This window comes from Bradyrhizobium sp. URHA0013 (assembly GCF_000518345.1).
Taxonomy (GTDB): domain Bacteria; phylum Pseudomonadota; class Alphaproteobacteria; order Rhizobiales; family Xanthobacteraceae; genus Bradyrhizobium.
In genome coordinates this window covers 93,808-112,596 of record NZ_KI912427.1, presented here as the reverse complement: position 1 = coordinate 112,596, position 18,789 = coordinate 93,808, and the positions used below count along the sequence as shown (strand labels likewise).

At 64.8% G+C, this 18,789-nt stretch carries 16 protein-coding genes; 10 read left to right on the top strand and 6 right to left on the bottom strand.

The annotated features are described in order from the left end of the window. Nucleotides 1-75 precede the first annotated feature (75 nt). From N551_RS0129940 to N551_RS0129930, 3 genes are all read left to right on the top strand, one after another. On the top strand, nt 76-1,137 hold the full coding sequence (locus N551_RS0129940; RefSeq protein WP_027515291.1) for an MBL fold metallo-hydrolase: 1,062 nt from the start codon (nt 76-78) through the stop codon (nt 1,135-1,137). A 201-nt stretch (nt 1,138-1,338) separates the two neighbouring features. Then, on the top strand, nt 1,339-2,568 hold the full coding sequence (hemA, locus tag N551_RS0129935) for a 5-aminolevulinate synthase (RefSeq protein ID WP_027570054.1): 1,230 nt from the start codon (nt 1,339-1,341) through the stop codon (nt 2,566-2,568). Between the two features lie 144 nt (nt 2,569-2,712). Further along, nucleotides 2,713-6,222 carry a PAS domain-containing hybrid sensor histidine kinase/response regulator gene (locus N551_RS0129930; protein WP_027570053.1) on the top strand — a complete coding sequence of 1,170 codons (3,510 nt, stop codon included), beginning with the start codon at nt 2,713-2,715 and terminating at the stop codon, nt 6,220-6,222. A gap of 10 nt (nt 6,223-6,232) precedes the next feature. On the opposite strand, the gene N551_RS0129925 is transcribed toward N551_RS0129930, so the two are convergent. From N551_RS0129925 to N551_RS0129915, 3 genes are all read right to left on the bottom strand, one after another. Beyond that, nucleotides 6,233-6,736 carry a cytochrome P460 family protein gene (locus N551_RS0129925; protein WP_035963320.1) on the bottom strand — a complete coding sequence of 168 codons (504 nt, stop codon included), beginning with the start codon at nt 6,734-6,736 and terminating at the stop codon, nt 6,233-6,235. Nucleotides 6,737-6,857: 121 nt separating this feature from the next. Beyond that, complete coding sequence (locus N551_RS0129920; RefSeq protein WP_027570051.1) at nt 6,858-7,889, bottom strand: alpha/beta fold hydrolase; 1,032 nt, start codon at nt 7,887-7,889, stop codon at nt 6,858-6,860. Nucleotides 7,890-7,926: 37 nt separating this feature from the next. Further along, nucleotides 7,927-8,346, bottom strand: coding sequence for an organic hydroperoxide resistance protein (locus N551_RS0129915; protein WP_027570050.1), 420 nt, complete (start codon nt 8,344-8,346; stop codon nt 7,927-7,929). 200 nt (nt 8,347-8,546) lie between these two features. Here N551_RS0129915 and N551_RS0129910 point away from each other — a divergent pair, with 200 nt between their 5' ends. Continuing rightward, a complete protein-coding gene (locus N551_RS0129910) occupies nt 8,547-11,387 on the top strand; it encodes a winged helix-turn-helix domain-containing protein (RefSeq protein ID WP_027570049.1) in 2,841 nt (946 codons plus the stop codon). Between the two features lie 399 nt (nt 11,388-11,786). Here the strand turns inward: N551_RS0129910 and N551_RS0129905 are convergent, their stop codons facing one another. Beyond that, entirely contained in the window at nt 11,787-12,458 is a 672-nt protein-coding gene (locus N551_RS0129905) for a response regulator transcription factor (RefSeq protein WP_027570048.1), read from the bottom strand. Between the two features lie 343 nt (nt 12,459-12,801). Here N551_RS0129905 and N551_RS0129900 point away from each other — a divergent pair, with 343 nt between their 5' ends. Continuing rightward, nucleotides 12,802-14,427, top strand: coding sequence for an MFS transporter (locus N551_RS0129900; RefSeq protein ID WP_197031213.1), 1,626 nt, complete (start codon nt 12,802-12,804; stop codon nt 14,425-14,427). Nucleotides 14,428-14,555: 128 nt separating this feature from the next. Here the strand turns inward: N551_RS0129900 and N551_RS0129895 are convergent, their stop codons facing one another. Together N551_RS0129895 and N551_RS0129890 are read right to left on the bottom strand one after the other, a co-directional pair. Further along, nucleotides 14,556-15,029 carry a secondary thiamine-phosphate synthase enzyme YjbQ gene (locus N551_RS0129895; protein ID WP_027570046.1) on the bottom strand — a complete coding sequence of 158 codons (474 nt, stop codon included), beginning with the start codon at nt 15,027-15,029 and terminating at the stop codon, nt 14,556-14,558. Nucleotides 15,030-15,163: 134 nt separating this feature from the next. Continuing rightward, nucleotides 15,164-15,700, bottom strand: coding sequence for a hypothetical protein (locus N551_RS0129890; protein WP_027570045.1), 537 nt, complete (start codon nt 15,698-15,700; stop codon nt 15,164-15,166). A 406-nt stretch (nt 15,701-16,106) separates the two neighbouring features. On the opposite strand from N551_RS0129890, the gene N551_RS0129885 reads away from it, so the two are divergent. The 5 genes from N551_RS0129885 (at nt 16,107) to N551_RS0129865 (ending at nt 18,744) form a co-directional block, all read left to right on the top strand. Continuing rightward, nucleotides 16,107-16,481: an AtpZ/AtpI family protein gene (locus N551_RS0129885; protein ID WP_007599457.1), complete on the top strand. Its 375-nt coding sequence runs from the start codon at nt 16,107-16,109 to the stop codon at nt 16,479-16,481. Between the two features lie 114 nt (nt 16,482-16,595). Continuing rightward, on the top strand, nt 16,596-17,345 hold the full coding sequence (locus tag N551_RS0129880; RefSeq protein ID WP_018459993.1) for a F0F1 ATP synthase subunit A: 750 nt from the start codon (nt 16,596-16,598) through the stop codon (nt 17,343-17,345). A gap of 53 nt (nt 17,346-17,398) precedes the next feature. After that, nucleotides 17,399-17,629, top strand: coding sequence for a F0F1 ATP synthase subunit C (locus N551_RS0129875; RefSeq protein WP_007599451.1), 231 nt, complete (start codon nt 17,399-17,401; stop codon nt 17,627-17,629). Nucleotides 17,630-17,689: 60 nt separating this feature from the next. Next, a complete protein-coding gene (locus N551_RS0129870; RefSeq protein WP_027570044.1) occupies nt 17,690-18,253 on the top strand; it encodes an ATP synthase subunit B in 564 nt (187 codons plus the stop codon). 5 nt (nt 18,254-18,258) lie between these two features. After that, the gene (locus N551_RS0129865) at nt 18,259-18,744 is read left to right on the top strand and encodes an ATP F0F1 synthase subunit B (RefSeq protein ID WP_027570043.1); all 486 of its coding nucleotides are present in this window, start codon (nt 18,259-18,261) and stop codon (nt 18,742-18,744) included. Nucleotides 18,745-18,789 lie beyond the last annotated feature (45 nt).

Sequence of the window (18,789 nt, the reverse complement as noted above, 5' to 3'; positions counted from 1 at the left end):
AATGACCGCTATGCGGACCCCGCCAGCGTCCTTTTTCGGCTGGCGCGGCGGGGGCGGCGGGTTTAAGTCGGTAGCATGAACGCAAAGACCGACACCGTGCAGTCCTCCGCCGACGCCCTGCGCTATCCCTGGGAACAGCATCCCGGCCCCGAACAGGTCGTCGAGGTGAAGCCCGGCGTGTTGTGGGCGCGGCTGAAGCTGCCGTTCCGGCTCAACCATGTGAACATCTACCTGCTCGCCGACGGCGACGGCTATGCCATGATCGATGCCGGCTTCGGCAATGAGGAGACGATCGAAGCCTGGACGAAGCTGTTCGACGGGCCGCTGAAGGGCGTCAACATCACGCGCCTGATCGTGACCCATTCCCATCCCGATCATGTCGGTCTGGCCGGGTGGATCGTCGAGCGGTTCAACTGCCCGCTGGTGATGTCGCAGGTCGAATATCTGCAATCGGTCTATCACCAGAACCGCGGCACCGAGGAGCGGCAGGAAGCGCAGCGGCTGTTCTTCCGCCGCCACGGCATGGACGAGTCACTCACCGAAAAGCTGCTCGGCCGTGGCCAGGACTATCTCAAGCGCGTCTCGGTGCTGCCGCCGTCCTACCGCCGCATCTCGCATGGCGAGGACGTCGTGATCGGCACGCGCCGCTTCAAGGTGATCACCGGCGGCGGTCACGCGCTCGACCAGGTGATGCTGTATTGCGCCGACGACAAGCTGTTCCTCTCGGCCGACCAGGTGCTGAGCAAGATCTCGCCGAACGTCAGCGTGTGGGCGGTCGAACCCGATCAGAACTCGCTCGGCGAATATCTGGCCTCGCTCGCCAGCCTTACGACGACTCTCCCCTATGACGTGCTGGTGCTGCCCGGCCACGGCGTGCCGTTCTACGGGCTGAAGACCCGCATCAAGCAGCTCGCCGATCACCACGAGGAGCGCTGCCGCCTGATCGCGGAAGCCTGCCGCGAGGTGCCGCAGACCTCGCGCGCCCTGGTGCCCGTGGTGTTCAACAAGCACGTGCTGGACGAACACCAGATGGGCTTCGCCGCCGGCGAACTGGTCGCCCACGTCAACTACATGATCGTGGAAGGCCGGCTGACGGCGGAGATGAAAGACGGCGTGTTGCAGTTCAGGACGACCTGAGGGCTGCGCTCAATTCACCGGATGGTGCAGAGCAACATTGCATCTCGCGCGAACTTGATCCGGATCAAGTTTCAAATCGCACGATAGGGCATTTTGCCCAAATGCCCCGCAGGTCCAAATGTGGGATAGCGCATAGACATTGGAGCTGGAAAAGCTCTAAGGATATGCGGGTCTTTGGTCGGTTCCGCTGCAGGTTTGACGATGGATTACGCCCAGTTCTTCAATTCCGCCCTTGATCGTCTCCACACCGAGCGGCGCTACCGCGTGTTCGCCGATCTCGAGCGCATTGCCGGCCGGTTCCCGCATGCGCTCTGGCACTCGCCGAAGGGCAAGCGCGACGTCGTGATCTGGTGCTCGAACGATTATCTCGGCATGGGCCAGCACCCGAAGGTAGTGGGCGCGATGGTCGAGACCGCGACCCGCGTCGGCACCGGCGCCGGCGGCACCCGCAACATCGCCGGCACGCATCATCCGCTGGTGCAGCTCGAGGCCGAGCTCGCCGATCTCCACGGCAAGGAAGCCTCGCTGCTCTTCACGTCCGGCTACGTCTCGAACCAGACCGGCATCGCGACCATCGCAAAGCTCATTCCGAACTGCCTGATCCTGTCCGACGAGCTCAACCACAATTCGATGATCGAGGGCATCCGCCAGTCCGGCTGCGAGCGGGTCGTGTTCCGCCACAACGACCTCGCCGATCTCGAAGCGCTGTTGCAGGCTGCGGGCCCGAGCCGACCCAAGCTGATCGCCTGCGAGAGCCTCTATTCGATGGACGGCGACATCGCCCCGCTCGCCAAAATCTGCGACCTCGCCGAGAAGTACGGCGCCATGACCTACGTCGACGAGGTCCATGCGGTGGGCATGTACGGCCCGCGCGGCGGCGGCATCGCCGAGCGCGACGGCGTGATGCATCGCATCGACATTCTCGAGGGCACGCTCGCCAAGGCGTTCGGCTGCCTCGGCGGCTACATCGCCGCCAACGGTCAGATCATCGACGCAGTGCGCTCCTATGCGCCGGGCTTCATCTTCACCACCGCGCTGCCGCCGGCGATCTGCTCGGCCGCGACCGCCGCGATCAAGCATCTGAAGACGTCAAGCTGGGAGCGCGAGCGTCACCAGGATCGCGCCGCCCGGGTCAAGGCGATCCTCAACGCCGCCGGCTTGCCGGTGATGTCGAGCGACACCCACATCGTCCCGCTGTTCATCGGCGATGCCGAGAAGTGCAAGCAGGCCTCCGACCTCCTGCTCGAGCAGCACGGCATCTACATCCAGCCGATCAACTATCCGACGGTCGCCAAGGGCTCCGAACGCCTGCGCATCACGCCCTCGCCCTATCACGATGACGGCCTGATCGATCAGCTCGCCGAAGCCCTGCTGCAGGTGTGGGACCGCCTGGGTCTGCCGCTTCGCGCGAAGTCGCTGGCGGCGGAGTAGCTCCGGGTCGTCCTGCTTAACGACTACCCCAGTTCCCGCACCCGCACGGCATTTCGCTGTCGCCTGCGGCCGTCCAACGCGCTAGGTTTACAGGGAAAATGAGATCGGGCGCGGCCAGCGCGCCCAGAGAGAAGCACGCTCGCCATGCTGCACGATTGGGGCGTGATCGCCGCCGCCTTCGGCTATATCGGCTTTCTGTTCCTGGTGGCGAGCCATGGCGACCGCCGCTCGCCGGCCGGGCGCGGCCGCGCCTCGGGGCTGATCTATCCGCTGTCGCTGGCGATCTACTGCACCTCCTGGACCTTCTTCGGCTCGGTCGGCTTCGCCACCCGCACCTCCACCGACTTCCTCGCGATCTATGTCGGCCCGATCCTGATGATCGGGTTAGGGGCCGGCGTGCTCCGCCGCGTGATCCAGCTCGCGAAGGCCCACAACATCACCTCGATCGCCGACTTCATCGGTGCGCGCTACGGCAAGAGCCAGGCGGTGGCGGCAACCGTCGCGCTGATCGCCATCATCGGCTCGGTGCCCTACATCGCGCTCCAGCTCAAGGCGGTCGCCTCCTCGCTCGAAACCATCCTGAGCGAAGACCAGGCCTTCTCCCACATCCCGATCGTCGGCGACGTGGCGCTGATGGTGACGCTGGCGATGGCGGCCTTCGCAGTGCTGTTCGGCACGCGGCAGACGGACGCCACCGAGCACCAGCACGGCCTGATGCTCGCGGTCGCGACCGAATCCATCATCAAGCTGGTCGCCTTCCTCGCCGCAGGCATCTTCGTCACGTTCTGGATGTTCTCGCCGCACGAACTGATCGAGCGCGCGATGAAGACGCCGGAGGCGGTGCGCGTCATCAACTATTCGCCGTCGATCGGCAACTTCCTGACCATGACGCTGCTGTCGCTGTGCGCGATCATGCTGCTGCCGCGCCAGTTCCACGTCAGCGTGGTGGAGAATTCCTCGGACGCCGAGGTCGGACGCGCGCGCTGGCTGTTTCCGCTCTATCTCGTCGCCATCAATCTGTTCGTGATCCCGATCGCGTTCGCCGGCCTCGTCAGCTTCCCGTTCGGCGCCGCCGATCCTGACATGTACGTGCTGGCGCTGCCGATGGAGGGCGGCGCGGATCTGCTCAGCGTCGCCGTCTTCGTCGGCGGGCTGTCGGCGGCGACCGCGATGGTGATCGTCGAATGCGTCGCGCTCTCCATCATGGTCTCGAACGATCTCGTGGTGCCCCTGGTGCTGCAACGACGGCCCGAGGGGCGCACCGGCGGCGCCGATTTCAGCGACTTCCTGCTGCGCTCGCGCCGGCTCGCGATCTTCGCCATCATGGTGATGGCCTATTTCTACTACCGCGCGCTCGGCAACACCCAGCTCGCGGCGATCGGACTCCTGTCTTTTGCCGCCATCGCCCAGCTTGCACCAAGCTTCTTCGGCGGATTGCTGTGGCGGCGAGCGACCGCGCGCGGCGCGATCGGCGGCATGCTGGTCGGCTTTGCGGTGTGGCTCTACACACTGTTCATCCCGAGCTTCATGGATACTTCCACGGCGGGCATCCTGCTGCTCCAGCACGGCCCGTTCGGGATCGAGGCGCTGCGGCCGCAGGCGCTGTTCGGCGCCGATTTGCCGCCGCTGATGCACGGCGTGGTCTGGTCGCTGTCGCTCAACATCCTCACCTATGTGCTGTTGTCGCTGGCGCGCCGGCCGTCTTCGATCGAGCTGGTGCAAGCCGATCTGTTCGTCCCCAACACGCTCGCGCCGATCTCCCCGGGCTTCCGGCGCTGGCGCACCACCGTCACGGTGCAGGACATCCAGACCACGGTGGCGCAATATCTCGGGCCTGACCGGGCGCGGCATTCCTTCGAGGCATTCTCCGCGCGGCGCAATGTGCGGCTGGAATCCGGGGCGCCCGCCGATTTCGAGCTGCTGCAGCACGCCGAGCACCTGATCGCCTCCTCGATCGGGGCGGCCTCCTCGCGTCTCGTGATGTCGCTGCTGCTGCGCAAGCGGACGGTCTCCGCCAAGGCTGCGCTAAAACTGCTCGACGATTCCCATGCGGCGCTGCATTTCAACCGCGAGATCCTCCAGACCGCGCTCAACCATGTGCGCCAGGGCATCGCGGTATTCGATGCCGATCTGCAACTGATCTGCTCCAACCGGCAGTTCGGCGATCTCCTCAACGTTCCCCCGCATTTCATCCAGTTCGGCACGCCGTTGCGCGAAATCCTGGAATTTATGGGCGTGAGCGAGCCGGCCGATCCGATCGAGCGCGAGGCCATGCTGGAGCGCCGGCTGGCGGCCTACACCACCGACGGCGAGCCTTATCTCGAGCGCCTGCCCGACCGCCACATGGTGATCGAGATCTTGACCAACCGCATGCCGGGCGGCGGCTTCGTCATCACCTTCACCGACGTCACGCCGACGTTCGAGGCGGCCGAAGCGCTGGAGCGCGCCAATGCGACGCTGGAAAAGCGGGTGCGCGACCGCACCGAGGAACTGACCCGGCTGAATTCCGAGCTGGCGCTGGCCAAAAGCGCGGCCGAAGACGCCAGCATCTCCAAGACGCGCTTTCTCGCCGCCGCCAGTCACGACATTCTCCAGCCGCTGAACGCGGCGCGGCTCTATGTCACGAGCCTGGTCGAGCGTCAGCACAGCGGCGAGGAGACGCGGCTGGTCGAGAACATCGACGAATCGCTCCAGGCGATCGAGGAGATCCTCGGCGCGCTGCTCGACATCTCCCGGCTCGACGCCGGCGCGATGACGACCTCGATCTCGAGCTTCAAGATGGCCGATCTGATGCGCTCGCTGGAGATCGAGTTCGCTCCGATCGCACGCGCCAAGAATCTGGCGCTCGTCTTCGTGCCGTGCTCGCTGCCCGTCGAGTCGGATCGTCTCCTGCTGCGACGGCTGCTCCAGAACCTGATCTCCAACGCGATCAAATATACCCCGCGCGGGCGCGTCCTGGTCGGCTGCCGCCGCCATGGCGCCTCGCTCAAGATCTGCGTCTACGACACCGGCGTCGGCATTCCGACGGTCAAGCGCAGCGAGATCTTCAAGGAATTCCACCGTCTCGAGCAGGGCGCGCGGATCGCCCGCGGCCTCGGCCTTGGCCTGTCGATCGTCGAGCGGTTGGCGCGCGTGCTCAAGCACGACATCGCCATCGATTCCAATGTCGGCGGCGGCTCGGTGTTTTCCGTGACGGTGCCGACGGCGAAGGCGATCACCCACACCGCGGCCGTGACCAGCGCAACGCCGCTCGCACGCACCTCGATCTCGGGGACCCTGATCGTCTGCATCGAGAACGACGCCGCGATCCTCGACGGCATGCGCACACTACTGAAGGCGTGGGACGCCGAAGTGATCGCGGTCGCCGATCCCGAGGGCGCGATCGCCGCGATCGAAACTGCCGGCCGCCGCGTGACCGGCCTGCTGGTCGATTATCACCTCGACCGCGGCAACGGCATCGCCGCGATCCGCGACATCCGCCGCCGCTTCGGTGACGGCATCCCCGCGATCCTCATCACCGCCGACCGCAGCCCCGCCGTGCAAATGGCGGCCCGCGACGAAAAGGTCGCGGTGCTCAACAAGCCGGTCAAGCCGGCCTCGCTCCGCGCCCTGCTCGGCCAGTGGCGCACGCAGCAGATGGTGGCGGCGGAGTGAGCCTCCGCTCTCAGGGCGCAAGCCTCGTAAACACGTAATCGCGACTCTTCACACGAGCTTCGTGGCAGGCGAAGCAGGTGCGATGCTGTGCCTCGTCGACCGGCTTGCCGTTGACGAAGCGACCAAATCCCCAGCCGCCGGTCGAGGCATATTTTCTGGAATCCTTGACCATCACCTGGACGGTGGTGGCCTCACCGGGAATCGTCGCGGACGCAAATTCGGGGGATTGCTTCCGCTTCCAGGCGCGTTTGACCAGAATTGTGCCGTCCGGGAACGGAAGCTTGCCGCCTTGATAGGCATCGATCGCGGCGCTGTTGCCGACGACGGCACGCAGCTCGTCCAAGGGAGCCGCCTCTTCGGCCGGCGCGATCAGCTCCCACCGCTTGTAGCCTTCCGGGACAGTGACGCCGAAGATCGGCGAGGCATCGGTCTCGCCCTGCGCGAAAGCGATCGTGACCAGATACGGCACGCAGGTCAGGACAACGACGAGGAGGAGCACGGCCACCACGATCATCGTCGTAGACGATGGAAATTTTGACTTTTCAGATTTCATTGTCGTCATGACGCCTCACTGAGCTGCGATCGCATATCAGGCCTGGGCCCGGCCTTGCCGGACCGAGGTGCTGCCAAAATTCTCAGGCACCGCCGTCGGCGTCGATCACGGCCTTGGCAAAGGCTTCCGGTGCTTCCTGCGGCAGATTGTGGCCGATGCCGCCGGTGATCAGGCGATAGTCGTACCGGCCCGAGAATTTCTTGGCATAGGCGCTTGGATCGGGATGCGGCGCGCCGTTGGCGTCGCCTTCCATCGTGATCGCCGGGACGCTGATGACGGGAGCTGCGGCGAGCTTCTTTTCGAGCTCCTCGTACTTCGCTTCGCCCTGGGCGAGCCCGAGCCGCCAGCGGTAATTGTGAATCGTGATCGCGACATGATCCTTGTTGTCCAGCGCCGCCGCGCTGCGATCGAAAGTGGCGTCGTCGAACTTCCACTGCGGCGAAGCCAGCTTCCAGATCAGTTTTGCGAAATCATGCGTGTACTTCTCGTATCCGGCGCGGCCGCGCTCGGTCGCGAAGTAAAACTGGTACCACCATTGCAGCTCGGCCGACGGCGGCAGCGGCGCGTTGCCTGCGGCCTGGCTGGAGATCAGATAGCCGCTGACCGACACCAGCGCACGACAGCGATCCGGCCACAGCGCGGCGATGATGTCGGCGGTACGCGCGCCCCAGTCGAAGCCGGCGACAACCGCCTTCTTGATGTCGAGCTTGTCCATCAGTGCGATGATGTCGACGGCCATTGCTGCAGGTTCGCCGTTGCGCGGCGTCTCGGCGGAGAGGAAGTGGGTCGAGCCGTAACCACGGAGATAGGGAATGATGACGCGATAACCGGCCTTTGCCATGATCGGCGCGACGTCGACGAAGGCGTGAATGTCGTAGGGCCAGCCGTGCAGCAGGATTGCGACGGGACCGTTCGCAGGACCGACCTCTGCGTAGCCGACGTTGAGGACGCCGGCATCGATCTGCTTGATCGCGCCGAACGGCGCATTCGTCGCGGCCGAGCGCGGCGCTTCCGATTCGGCGCGGACGGCGCCAATCACGCCGAGGCCGGCGGCGATGGTTCCCGCGGCGACGCCGAAGAACTGGCGACGGTGCTGGTCGATGCTCTGTTTCATGATGGTGCTACCTTGTTGATGGTTGGAGGTGGTGCCGTCAGATCAGCGCGACCGTGACGTCGATGTTGCCGCGGACGGCCTTGGAATAGGGACAGGTCTGATGCGCCTCATCGACGATCCCGCGCGCGATCTCGCGATCGAGGCCGGGCAGGCTGACATCGAGGCGTGCCCTGAGGGAATAGGCGCCCTCGTCGAGCACCAGGTCGATCTCCGCATCTATCGCGCATTTCCTGGGGAGCTCGATCTTCCGCTTGCGGGCCGCGATCTCCATCGCGCCCTCGAAGCAGGCCGACCAGCCGGCCGCGAACAATTGCTCGGGATTGGTACCGATGCCGGTGCCGCCCGGCGGCGACAGCTTGACATCCAGGCGGCCGTCGGAACTGCGAGATATCCCGTCCTGTCGCCCGCCGCTGGTGTGGGTCCGGGCCGTGTAAAGCAACTTTGCCGCCTGGGTCATGAAGGTCTCCTTGCCGTCGCACAAGTGACTAGCAGCGGCTGCCGCGACACACCCGTTGGGACTTGTGAGAAGTTGTGAGGTCTCCGCTCGCGCGCCTCACATGGGTCTGCAACCGCAGTCTGATCGCGACGCGGGGAACGGTCTTGCCGGATTGCGGTCATCTGGCTATCCGGTCCGTTCGAAAGGATCAGGATTTCGCCATGACCGAGCCGGCCGACACCGCAACGGGAACCCTCTCGTTTGGGCCATTCACCGTGATGCCAAATGAAAGACTCGTGACCCGCGATGGCGTCGCGCTGCCGCTCGGCGCAAAGGCCTTCGACACGCTGCTCGCACTGATGTCGCGGCCGAACCAGGTCGTCAGCAAGTATGATCTGATGGCGCTGGTGTGGCCCGGCATGACGGTCGAGGACGCCAATCTCCGCTTTCACGTCGCGGCGCTTCGTAAGGCCCTTGGCGACGGCAAGGACGGTGCCCGCTACATCACCACACTCTCCGGCCGCGGCTATTGCTTCGTGGCGCTAATCTCGCAGGTGAATATCCCGGCAGAGCGGCGCACCGCCGCGCGAACGGAATTGCCGCCCGTCAAACTGCCGAACCGGCTGCAACGGATGGTCGGGCGCGACGATGCGGTCGCCGCCGTCTACGACAGGCTCGTCGGCTCCCGCTTCGTCACGATCACCGGCCCGGGCGGTGTCGGCAAGACCGCCGTTGCGGTTGCGATTGCTCACGATCTGCTCGCGACATTTTCCGACGCCGCACATTTCGTCGATCTTGCCGCGCTGAGCGATCCCGATCTCGTGATCACCTCGATCCTGCTGATGCTGGGCTTGCCGGCGCAAACCGAGGATCCCCTGCCTGCGCTGCTCGCGCATCTCAGGGACAAACGGATGCTGCTGATCCTCGACAATTGCGAACACGTCATCGCCACGGCGGCGCCGCTGGCCGCCGACATCTTCCACGCCGCACCGCATGTCCATATCCTGGCGACGAGCCGCGAAGCCCTGCGGGTCGAGGGTGAGCAGGTCTATCGCTTGGCGCCGCTCGCCGTTCCGCCCGACAATCCTGGGCTGACGGCGGCCGCTGCGCAGACTTATCCCGCGCTTCAACTCTTCCTCGAACGTGCCACGGCCGGCGGCGCGCAGATCGCGCTCGACGATGCCAATGCCGCGATCGTCGCCGGGATCTGCCGCAAGCTCGACGGCATGGCGCTGGCGATCGAACTCGCCGCCGGCCGCGTCGAAGCCTACGGCCTGGAGCAGACCGCAGCACTGCTCGACGAGCGCCTCAATCTGCTCTGGCAGGGCCAGCGCACGGCGCCGCCGCGACAAAAGACGTTGCAGGCGACGCTGGCATGGAGCTACGGGCTCTTGTCCGACATCGAACGCCTCGTGCTACGCAGGCTCGCGGTTTTCGCCGGTCACTTCACCATCGACGCCGCACTCGAGATCGTGCCGGACGAACGTGTCGACCGCTCCCGCCTGTTCGACGCCATCGACGGCCTGGTGGCCAAGTCGATGGTCGCGGCGCGGCCGATCGGCGCCATGATGCGTTACCGTCTGCTCGACACGACGCGCGCCTATCTGCTCGAGATCGAGCCTGATGACGCGGCGCTCGCCGCCCGGCATGCGACCTATTACCGGCAATGGCTGGAGCAGGCCGGCACGACGTGGGCCACGGTGCCGAGCGCCGACGAGCGCGCGATCCACTTCTCCGCGCTTCACAACGTGCGCGCGGCGCTGGACTGGTGTTTTGGCACGGACGGCGATGCCAGCATCGGCATTGCACTGGCCGCAGCTGCAGCGCCAATTTTTCTCGCGATGTCGTTGCTGGTCGAGTGCCGGCGCTGGTCTGAACGGGCGCTGCTTGCGATCGATCCCTCCTCGCGCGGCGGCGCCGAGGAAATGCACATCCAGGCCGCTCTCGGACTGACCTTGATGTTCACGCGCGGCGGCAGCGAAGCGGCGCGTGCCGCGTTGAGCCGGAGCCTTGCGATCGCCGAGGCGCGCGGCGACGCGCCGAACCAGCTCCAGCTGCTCGGGCGCATGCATATCTTCCACGAGCGCATGGGACAGTTCGACGCCGCGCTCGGCTATGCGCAGCAAAGCCTTACGGTCGCCGGGACACTCGGCGGGGCCGCCTCCCTCGCCCTCGCCCATTCGCTCCTCGGTGTCTCCTTGCATCTTGCCGGCGAGCATCGCGACGCGCTGACGATGCTGGAGGCCGCCTGGCATGGGCCGGGCACGGAACGGATCAGCACCGTCTATGGCTTCGATCACCGCAACCGGGCCGGCATCTCGCTCGCGCGCGAGTTCTGGTTGCAGGGCCGCCCCGCGGATGCGCTGCAACTGGCCCGACAGACGGTCGTCGAGGCCGCGCAGATGGACCATCCGATCACGCTCTGCATTGCGTTGATCTGGGCGGTCTCGATCGATCTCTGGAGCGGAGACCTCGATGCCGCGGAAGAGAACATCGACCGCTTCATCGCCCATGCCGAATCGCGCTCCATGGGCCCCTATCTTGCGGTCGGCCGCGGCGTCAAAGGCGAACTGGCGATCCGGCGCGGCCATGCCGCCGAAGGCGTCGAGACGATCGGGACGTGTCTGCGTGAGCTCCACGATGCCGGCTACGAGCTGCTCACCACGACGTTCAACATCGTGCTTGTTCAGGGCTTGATGGCGCTTGGGCAGATCGAGCGGAGTGCGTGCCTGATCGACGATGCGATCCGCCTCGTCGAGCAAAGCGGCGATCATCTGTACATGCCCGAGCTGCTGCGCATGAAGGGAAGGGTTCTCTTGGCGAGGCCCAAGCCCGACGCTGATCAGGCAGAAGCCCACTTCGTCCAATCACTGGAATTGAGTCGTCGCAAAGGCGCCAAAGCCTGGGAGCTGCGGGCCGCGATCGATCTCGCCGGTCTCCTTGCCGAACGCGGCCGGCGCGAGGAAGCGAGGCGGTGGCTTCAATTGGCGTATGAAGGCTTCGCCGCGGGCTCGGAGACAGCGGATATCCGGGCCGCCGACAAGTTGTTGCAAACATTATGACGCGGACTCGGTGCCGCTCGTGTCCCGGGCGCACTGCAACGCTCTTGCGCTGCTGCGCAGAGCCGGGATCCACGAGCGACACGGTACAATGCAGCGACATGGGCCCCGGCTCTGCAGCGCACCGTCGAAGCCTAGCAGCGCCGCTCGTCGACACGAAGTTTTGGGCTCACGGAGAGCAATCCGCCCTGCCCTTGGCCTCTCGTACCCGAACGCTGCCGCGTCCACCGCAAGCCCGGCTCGCGAACGTGACGACCACAAGATCGCCCCTCAAGGATGAGCCGGGATGGGCGACACACACGCCAAAACGGAATTTCGGTAAAGTGGAATATTTTGCGCGGTGGGATTGACAGGAGGGCGACACAGCGAGCGCATCCGGACTACGGGAAGCTCGCTCCATGCTCACCCCGTCGGGGTGCCCTGCTTCCATTGGCCGCCGGCGATCTTCGCGGCGGCGATCACGGCTTGGGTCCGGCTTTCGACGCCGAGCTTTTGCAGGATGGCCGAGACATGCGCCTTGATGGTGGCCTCGGAGACGCCGAGCTCATAGGCGATCTGCTTGTTGAGCAACCCCTCCGACAGCATCATCAGGACCCGGACCTGCTGCGGCGTCAGCGTCACCAGCCGGTCGCGCAGGCGCGTCATGTCGGGATCGGCGACGGCCGACAGATCGGTGTCTGCCGGAACCCAGACGTCGCCCTCCATCACCTTGAGGATGGCGTCGCGCAAGGTCTCGACGCCAAATCGCTTCGGAATGAAACCGGAGGCGCCGAAATCGAGCGAGCGGCGGATCGTGGCGCTGTCGTCGGAAGCGGAGACGATCACCACCGGGATCGCCGGATATTGCGCGCGCAGATAGATCAGGCCTGAAAAGCCGGAGATCCCGGGCATCGAGAGGTCGAGCAGGATCAGATCGACGTCGGAGGCCTGTTCCAAAAGCTTGGTCAGATCCTCGAACGATCCAGCCTCGTCGATCTTGGCCGAGCTCAGGACGCCCGCCACCGCCTGCCGCAGCGCGGCGCGGAACAATGGATGGTCATCGGCAATGACGAGATGGGTTGAGGGAGCGTTCATCGTTCTCTTACTGGCAGTCGCACCGGGCCAGTAAGCCGGCGCGGGGCCTCGGTCAATTCTTTCCCGACCAGCCGTGGCATGCAAGTGGACATTATCCCTTTGCGGCAACGGGGTTAATCCACAGGCCGGCACTATGTTGCCGAATGGAACGCCCGCGACGTCAGGTGCGCGTCAGTGCGAAAGGCCGAAAGTCGTATTGGGGCGGGTTTCACGCCAATGTTACCTTGGGGACAAGGCTTGGGTTGATCCGGCATGACCGGACATCCAGGACGCGAGGAAACGATTTTTCGGGGAGCGACTCAATATGTCGACAATGGCTGTGTCTCAAGCAGGCGCGGGAGGGATGACGAAGGACGAACGGTTCGTCATTCTCGCCTCCTCGCTCGGTACCGTCTTCGAGTGGTACGATTTCTATCTCTACGGTTCGCTGGCCGGCATCATCGGCGCGCAGTTCTTCTCGGCCTATCCGCCGGCAACCCGCGACATCTTCGCGCTGCTGGCCTTCGCGGCGGGCTTCCTGGTGCGCCCGTTCGGCGCGATCGTGTTCGGCCGTGTCGGCGACATCGTCGGCCGCAAATACACCTTCCTCGTCACCATCCTGATCATGGGTCTGTCGACCTTCATCGTCGGCCTGCTGCCCAACGCGGCGACCATCGGCATCGCGGCCCCGATCATCCTGATCGCGCTGCGTCTCGCCCAGGGCCTGGCGCTCGGCGGTGAGTATGGCGGTGCGGCCACCTACGTCGCGGAGCATGCTCCGAACGGCAAGCGCGGCTACTACACCTCCTTCATCCAGACCACGGCGACGCTCGGCCTGTTCCTGTCGCTGCTGGTGATCCTGTTCACGCGCTCCGCGCTCGGCGAACCCGAGTTCGCGGCATGGGGCTGGCGCATTCCGTTCCTGGTCTCGGTGCTGCTGCTCGGCGTTTCGGTCTGGATCCGACTTCGCCTCAACGAATCCCCGATCTTCCAGAAGATGAAGGACGAGGGGAAGAGTTCCAAGGCCCCGCTGACGGAAGCCTTCGGCAACTGGCAGAACGGCAAGCTCGTGCTGCTGGCGCTGCTTGGCGGCGTGATGGGCCAGGGCGTGGTCTGGTACACCGGCCAGTTCTACGCGCTGTTCTTCCTGCAATCGATCCTCAAGGTCGACGGCTACACTGCCAACCTGCTGATCGCCTGGTCGCTCCTGCTCGGCACCGGCTTCTTCATCGTGTTCGGCATGCTCTCCGACAGGATCGGCCGCAAGCCGATCATCCTCGGCGGCTGTCTGATCGCGGCGCTGACCTTCTTCCCGATCTTCAAGATGATCACCACCAACGCCAACCCGGCGCTGGAAAAAGCGATCGAGACGGTCAAGGTCGACGTAGTGGCGGATCCCGCAGGTTGCGGCGACCTGTTCAACCCGGTCGGCACCCGCGTCTTCACCTCGCCTTGCGACACCGCACGTGCCTATCTGTCGCAGTCGTCGGTCAAGTACTCGACCACGCCGGGTGCGGCAGGCTCCGGCGTGAAGGTGATGGTCAACGGCAAGGAAGTTGCCTACGCCAACGCCAAGGACGGCAACCCGGCAGTCCTCGCCGCCGTGCAGGGAGCCGGCTATCCGAAGCCCGGCGATGCGAGCATCGTGAAGATGGCGCATCCGTTCGATATCTTCCGTCCGCAGGTGGCCGCGGTCGTCGGACTGCTGTTCGTCCTGGTGCTCTTCGTCACCATGGTCTACGGCCCGATCGCCGCGATGCTGGTCGAACTGTTCCCGACCCGCATCCGCTACACCTCGATGTCGCTGCCCTACCACATCGGTAACGGCTGGTTCGGCGGCCTGCTGCCGGCGACCGCCTTCGCCATCGTGGCCTCGACGGGCGATATCTATGCGGGCCTCTGGTATCCGGTCATCTTCGCGTCGATTACCGTTGTGATCGGCTTGTTCTTCCTGCCGGAGACCAAGGACGTCGATATCAAATCGACCTGATCGACGGCAGATCCAGATCAACACCAACCGGCCGCGGTCTCCGCGGCCGGTTTTGTTTTGAGCTCCAAATTCTTTGTTTTGACGCGGTTTCTTGACGCGAACCGGTATCCACTTCGCTCGAAAACGCTCTACTGATTGCCGCCGATGAATTGCAGCACGATGTCGCGTCGGTGCGGGCGCTTGCGGTGCTCGATCAGGTAGATCGCCTGCCAGGTGCCGAGCGCGAGCTTGCCGCTCAGGACCGGCACATGAAGCGAAGTCTGGGTCAGCATTGTCTTGACGTGCGCCGGCATGTCGTCCGGTCCCTCGGCATCATGCGTCCAGCCGGCGTTCTCCGGCGCGAGCCGGGACAATGCCGTGGTGAGATCCACGAGCACGGAAGGGTCGGCGTTCTCCTGGATCGTCAGCGATGCCGAGGTGTGACGGACGAACAGCGTCAACGCGCCATCTCGCGCGCCTGCCTCGGCAACGAACTTCGCAGCTTCGCCCGTGAGATCGGTGAAGCCGCGGCCCGGCGTCTGCACGGTCAACAGCGACGATGTGAGGGTGGTGGCCTGCACCGACGATGGCGCCGAGCGCGTGATGGATTTGGCTGATGTCATGAAAGTCTCGCCTGATCGAAATCTGCCGTAGGGTGAGCAAAGCGAAGCGTGCCCACCATTCGCCCTGCATAGTCGGATAGATGGTGGGCACGGCGCGTCGCGCCTTTGCCCACCCTACGGCATCTCGCCGCGCGCTAAATCTTCCCCGACACGTCCTTCTGCACGCGATTGGCCATGTCGATCAGCCGGCGCCAGGCCCTTTCCAGGAACGACATCACGCGATCGACGTCCTGGTCGCTCGGCAGCGGGATCTCGATCCTGCGCTCGCCCTCGGCGGCCTTTGGTTCTCGTGCTTGCGGCTCCGCCTTCTTGAGCGGATCGGTCTTCGGCAGCGCCTCGTCGATCTTGCCCGAGACGGTCGGACCCGCCGCGAGCCGTCCCTTCAGCGTCTCGACTTCGGCCTGGAGCCTGCCGATCTCGGCGTCGAGCGCGGTACGTTCATCGGGCACCGCGTAGCAGGCCCAGCCGGCGCCGCTGCGGGTGCAGGTCGACACCGTGCCGGTGCGGCTGTCGAGCCGCAGCACGCCCTCGGGGATGGGGGTCATGCTGTAGCGGCCGTTTTCGCCGTCGGGGGCGGATTGCGCGGCGAGGCCGCCGGCGCTGACCGCCATCACCGCCGCGAACGCCGCCGCCGCAAGCCATGATGCTGTGGATGAATTCGCTGGTCTCATCGCGTTCTCCGCCACGACGGGCCGGTAGCACGTCCAAAGATGGCGCTCATAAAGGTGGCACTCATAAGGGTGGCACTTCTTGCAAATTCTACACCCCGGCGAGGCGATCCGCCGCTCAAAACGCGCCTCTGATATGAACGATCACGGCGCCCCCTTTGATCCCGGCAGCCGCGCGAAATGGCGACTGCGTCCGCCGATCAAGCGGAGACCTGCTGCGGTGCGGCGTCACGCTGTGTGCAGCGCTGCCGCTTGCGCCAATATTGTCAAATAAATCAGCCACATAACTGGAATGGACACAATCGTGACTTGGCTTGACTTGATTATGGGCCATCAGTATGGTCCGCGCGGCTTTTGAGGGTGGCGGGCGTAATTTCCATTCAGCCGCGGCGTTTCGGGTCTTCGTTGCATGACACAGGGCACGGGACACGGCGAGAATGGAGATCGCGATAGATCGCCCGAGGAAGCTGCGCTTTCCGATCGGCTCGGAAATCTTGATCAGCGGTTGTCCGAATTTCGCGGCCGCCACGTCAAGACCGAGCAACCCGCAGGTGACGGTGAGGACAGAGCGGCCAGAGCCTCGGCGATGGCGCTTGGTTTCCGGTTATCCTCCGAGTTGGTCGCCGGGGTCGTTGTCGGAGCGGGGATTGGCTGGGGGTTCGACCGCTTGCTGTCGACGTCGCCTTTCGGATTTATCGTGTTCCTGCTGCTGGGCTTCGTAGCCGGCGTGGTGAATGTGGTGAGAACGGCAGGCGCGGGTCAAAACAGGCGCGGTGGTTCTTAAGCGATCCACACCAGGAGAGGAATGATCGTGCCGGCTCGCGCCGGTACGGGCCGGGCCCGACCGGCAGACCGAGACCCGCCGGCATCGCCCGGCAGACCAAGAGATGCCGCGCTGATGAAAATCGATCCGATCCACCAGTTCAACATCGAGCCTCTCTTCACCCTGGGCCATATCGGCAACCACACGATCGCCTTCACCAATTCCTCGCTCTACATGCTGGTGGCGGTCGCGATCATCTCGATCCTGATGCTCGCCAGCGGCACGCAGCTGGTTCCCGGGCGCCTGCAGTCGGTCGCCGAAATCTCCTACGAGTTCGTGGCCTCGACCATCCGCTCGACGGCCGGCGCGGAAGGCATGAAGTTCTTTCCGCTGATCTTCTCGCTGTTCATGTTCATCTGCGTTTCGAACCTGGTCGGCATCATCCCCTACACCTTCACGATCTCGAGCCATCTGATCGTCACCGCCGCTCTGGCGCTGCTGGTCTTCTTCACGGTCCTGATCTACGGCATTGCCAAGAACGGCCTGAAATTCTTCTCGATCTTCGTGCCCCACGGCGTCCCCGGCTACATCCTGCCCTTGGTGATGTTCATCGAGATCCTGTCGTTCTTCCTGCGGCCGGTCTCCCACAGCGTCCGTCTATTCGCCAACATGCTGGCCGGCCACATCGCGCTGAAGGTGTTCGCGGGCTTCGTCGCCATGCTCGGCTTCTCGCTCGGCGCCCTTGGCTGGGTCGGCGGCGTGCTGCCGCTGGCGCTCACGGTCGCGCTGTACGCTCTCGAAATTCTGGTCGCGTTCCTGCAAGCCTATGTGTTTGCGATCCTGACCTGCATCTACCTCAACGACGCCATTCATCCGGGACACTGAGCGGTCCGGGGAATTTCCACCCAAAACCCAATCTTTCTTCCAAGGAGTCTAAAATGGATCCGGCAGCAGCAAAACTTATCGGCGCGGGCATCGCATGCATCGGCATGGGCGGCGCAGGCGTCGGCGTCGGCGTGATCTTCGGCAACTATCTTGCCGCAGCCGTTCGCAACCCCTCGGCCGCTCAGGGCCAGTTCGGCAATCTGATCTTCGGCTTCGCCGTGACCGAAGCGCTGGGCATTTTCTCGCTGCTGATCGCGCTGCTGCTGCTGTTCGTTCCGCTCTGAGGACGATTTTTCGCGCCGCTTCGACCGAAGCGACGCGCATGACAGCAACAGGAGTAATCCATGGCTGAAAGTCATGGCGGCGCAAAAGGTCCGGCGGCGGGCGCCCACACCGGGTCCGAAGGCGGTCACGGTGGCGGCTTTCCCCCGTTCGAGAGCGGCACCTATGCTTCACAGCTGGTGTCGCTCGCGATCTTCTTCGTCGCGCTTTACGTGATCGTGTCCAAGCTCGCTCTGCCGCGCGTCGGCGGTGCGATCGAGGCGCGTCAGAACAAGATCGAGGGCGACCTCGCCGAAGCGCAGAAGCTGAAGGACCAGTCCGAAGCGGCGCTGAAGGCCTATGAAAGCGAGCTTGCTTCGGCGCGCTCGCGCGCGCAGGCCATCGGCAACGAATCCCGCGACAAGGCGAATGCGCAGGCGGACGCCGAGCGCAAGGCGCTGGAAGAGCAACTGGCGGCCAAGCTCGCCGAGGCGGAGAAGACCATCGCCTCGACCCGTGCGACCGCCATGAGCAACGTCCGCGGCATCGCGGCCGATGCGGCAGGCACCATCGTGCAGCAGCTCACCGGCGTGGTTCCGGACGCGGCATTGGTCAATGCCGCCGTTGATGCGTCCTTGAAGGGTTAATCGATATGTTCTTCGATCCTGAAACCTGGGTCGCCATCGCCTTCGTGATCCTGATGGTCGTGTTCGGCTATCTCGGAGTCTTCAAGAAGGCCATGACGGCGCTCGACCATCGCGCCGATCGCATCAAGGCCGAACTCGACGACGCGACGCGCCTCAAGCAGGAAGCCGCCAAGGTGCTCGCCGACTACAAGGCGCGCACCGCCTCGGCCGAACGCGAGGCCGCCGACATCATCGCGAACGCGAAGAGCGAAGCCGAGCGCATCGCAATCGAGGCCAAGGCCAAGGTGGAAGATTTCGTCGCTCGCCGCACCAAGACCGCGGAGGGCAAGATCGCGCTCGCCGAGGCCCAGGCAGTGGCCGATGTTCGCGCCGCAGCTGCGGAAGCCGCCGTCCAGGCCGCCTCCACGATCCTGTCGCAGTCGGTCAGGGGCCAGGTCGCCGACGATCTGCTCGCCAAGGGCATTACCGAAGTCAGGCAGAAGCTGAACTGAGGGGCTTCGCCTTCACTCATCAAAAAGCCGGCGCGATGAGCGCCG